The organism is Methanofastidiosum sp. (assembly GCA_013178285.1).
In the GTDB taxonomy this organism is placed as follows: Archaea; Methanobacteriota_B; Thermococci; order Methanofastidiosales; family Methanofastidiosaceae; genus Methanofastidiosum.
Genome location: JABLXD010000082.1, coordinates 1 through 3,252, shown reverse-complemented (window position 1 = coordinate 3,252; position 3,252 = coordinate 1). Strand labels below are relative to the sequence as shown.

The following is a 3,252-nucleotide window of genomic DNA, read 5'->3' as shown; positions in this document are numbered from 1 at the left end:
TAAATTGCTTTTATGCGTATATTATCAATTCGTTCATCACAATTGTGGGGCTTAATTAAAACTAAATCATAACCAGCATTAACTAATGTCTTACATTCTTTATGAAAAATTCGGGTATCAAAAGTTGAATGGACAGAAGTGAGGTGAGCAATTTTAGCTTTTACCGTCAATTTTATCTCCTCCGAATTGTTTTTTTATAAGACCTTTATCAGATTCAAACAACCAAAGTAAAAATAAATTAATTCCAACACCGTGAGTTAGTAAAGCTGTAGTAAGATCTGCGCTAGTAAAAAGGATGAAAAAGGGAATTACTACTAACGACAAACCAAACCTGGTAGATTGTTTGCCTAACACTAAAGTATCAACTAAATAAAATAGTAATCCAACAAAAAGTGAAAATAGAACCATTCCAATAAATCCAAAATGCATATAGGCACATGCCAAAAAACCATTATTCATCCATGTATCGGTATGACCCTGTAGATAATAACTAATCATCATCGGTGCGGGATATGGAAAAGGATACTTAATTATAGATGAAAATATACTACTTGATAAATATACATAGCCTGCCTGCGAAAAAAAATTATAATAAGCATAGTTCAACAATGCTGGAGTATAAAAGAGCCGCCTAATAAAAAAAGAAGCTGGCAGAATATAATCTAATTTAAGTGCAAAAAAACTTATACCTATTACCCCTATAATCCCTAAACAAATTAAATGTAAAGAAAAACGCCATTCTATAATTATTTGAATTATTAAAATTAAAACTGGATAGAACAAAACAGATTTATGAGCACTAATAGCATAAAACAATACCTGTAAACTGGTAAAAATTACAAACGTTTTATAATTCTTTCGATAAAAAGTCCAAGCTATCATAGCAGGATTAAAAACTTTAAAAACCCATGCATTAAGATATGAAAAAACACCGACATTAATTATGGAACTTACATTTCTTCTAAATTCATATACCCGTTTAAGATCTAGATTAAAATATTTTAAACTACCCGTGTTAATCAACCATGCAACAACTACAATAATGGCCAAAATGCAAATGATAATTCCTGCTAATTTACCATTTCTAAGTCTTACAATGTTAACCAACGGAACCTGTTTAACCAATAATATTACTAAAAACGATACTACGATCATGTAGGTAAATATTCTATTTTCATTTTTTAATCCGTATAAAGAAAGCGTAGGTAAAATAGGTAATAAAAAAAGTAATACTATAAGAAAATCTGAAGGTTTTTTAACTTTGTATGGTATAATTAAAAGCTAAAATTAATGTTAGAACGTAGGATTCAAGAATTTTTAACTCATTAATCTGAAGAAAAAAACTCATATAAGAAAAGTATGGTTCGACGACAAAAATATAGCTGATATCTAGTGAGATCCGAACTAAAAAAACAACTAAAACAAAAAGCGACTTTCTAGTTAACTCTCTTTTAGAAAAGTAAAAGTTCAATTTTTTATAGGACTTTATATAAGTCATACTATCACCAATCCATTACTGAACATTGACAGATATTTTTGATGCTAATCTTACAATTATCTCAATCATGCCATTTTTATATGCCTCTGGAAGCTTCACGAGTGGATGTCTTTCTCGCGTGGTGTTTGGCCCTGTATAAGTTTTAATTACCTCTTCTGGCAAAGGGAAATTGCGTGCAAGATCGTTGTAAACATTCTGTATTCGTGAAGAACTTAAAAAACTCCACCAACCAAGCAAAAGAGTTCCTGATAGTTCATAAGGCCCATATCCGTTATTCATTCCTTGGGTAACATAGTTCCAACGGTATATTCCATTATAACCATCCATATAATTAGTCATACGCCACGCTTGAAATTCTTCGGTTGGAGGGATTATTACTTTGTTAAATAGCTGAATTTCTAATTCTTTTTTAAGTCGTTCATAAAAAGCTCGTTTTGTTGAACCTTCAGGATGTGCATCAGCTAAGCTTGTAAGCCAAAGTGGAAACCTATGGCTATGTGAAGAATCCATAGCTATACCTTCAACAGGTAACGGTTTCATTCCAAATTTCTTTACTTTATGTCCTGCATATGCATAATCTGGATGATCTTCTAGTATACCGGGTTGAAACAGCCAGCCACCATTTTCCTGCCACACAATTCTTCGTTCAAAAACACAATCTGCAGTTTCCAATATATCCTCAAGAAATGAAGGGGGTTCAATCCCTTTTATTCTGGTATAGGTAAGTAAATCAGCACCAATGGCGAAAATAAAAAGTTCTTCATCAATTATAGCGCGGTAGTAGTTTTTTTTTTGTGCTGTTTTGGCTTAGTTTCCATAAGACACGCTCCCTTATGCCACCAGAAAAAGGTTTTCTTGCCCACTGCCAAGCTGCCTCTTCCTGCCAAAAACGTTTCGTTTCGTTGAATAAGATCTCTGGTAGTTTAGGAGGAATTAGCTCTTCTTGGTTAGATTTAGCTGATAGAACTAGATACCTACTTGCTAGGTAAAGATAATGTAGTCTGTTTAGTCGGCCTATACTAATTTCTCTCGGATATGATTCTACAAATCGATTGAAATGCTCGGCAAATTGCTGCTGCCATTCCCTCTGTTTATTGATAAAAGCAGCATGCAATGGAACCATCAAGTAGTGCCCTGCATCATAGCTATCTCTTTCAATCCATAAAGGGTCTTTTAAATACTCCTTAATTGTAATATCCCATAATTGGATATCTTTTAAATCTACATTGCCTGAAGCATGCCCGAAAAACATTAATTGTTCGAAAATTTCCCAAAACATGCACCCTATTATTAGAAAAATTATAAGAAAAAATATCATGTACCGTAATAATAAAAAAATTTTACCATCCCTCCATTTCTACTATTCGCTCTGGAAGTAACGTGAAATTCCAGTTAATAGAAGTAAAAATCACATTTTGTCATAAATTTTTAAGTCAAAAATGATGTATCTCTAATTAACAACAAGTATCATGCGCTTGTGGCTAATCCAGCATAACCTGTACCCGTTATAGCTATTTTCATTTATAAGACTCCTTTCACCTTGTACTCTCTGCCTTTTCCCAAAATGGTTTAGATTTTCCCGTCAGTTGATTTATTGCTCCAATTAATTGTGCTAATAATGTTATACCCTACATTTCGCACCCTTAATTACGAGGATTCCACATTTTTCATTCCAGTAAATAATGCGGCCTTTTCCTAATGATTGTATAAATATCAGGTGTTAGCCCGGCCAGAGAAAGAATTCGGTCTAAAGG

3 protein-coding genes are annotated in these 3,252 nt (G+C 32.9%); all 3 read right to left on the bottom strand.

The window, feature by feature from the left end; all coding sequences use genetic code 11:
- Positions 1–153: 153 nt before the first annotated feature.
- Positions 154–1,155 (bottom strand): hypothetical protein, encoded by a 1,002-nt coding sequence (locus HPY60_11735; GenBank protein NPV51846.1) that lies wholly within the window; start codon positions 1,153–1,155, stop codon positions 154–156.
- 358 nt (positions 1,156–1,513) lie between these two features.
- Entirely contained in the window at positions 1,514–2,170 is a 657-nt protein-coding gene (locus HPY60_11730; protein NPV51845.1) for a hypothetical protein, read from the bottom strand.
- A gap of 91 nt (positions 2,171–2,261) precedes the next feature.
- A complete protein-coding gene (locus HPY60_11725; GenBank protein ID NPV51844.1) occupies positions 2,262–2,750 on the bottom strand; it encodes a hypothetical protein in 489 nt (162 codons plus the stop codon).
- Positions 2,751–3,252: the final 502 nt, after the last annotated feature.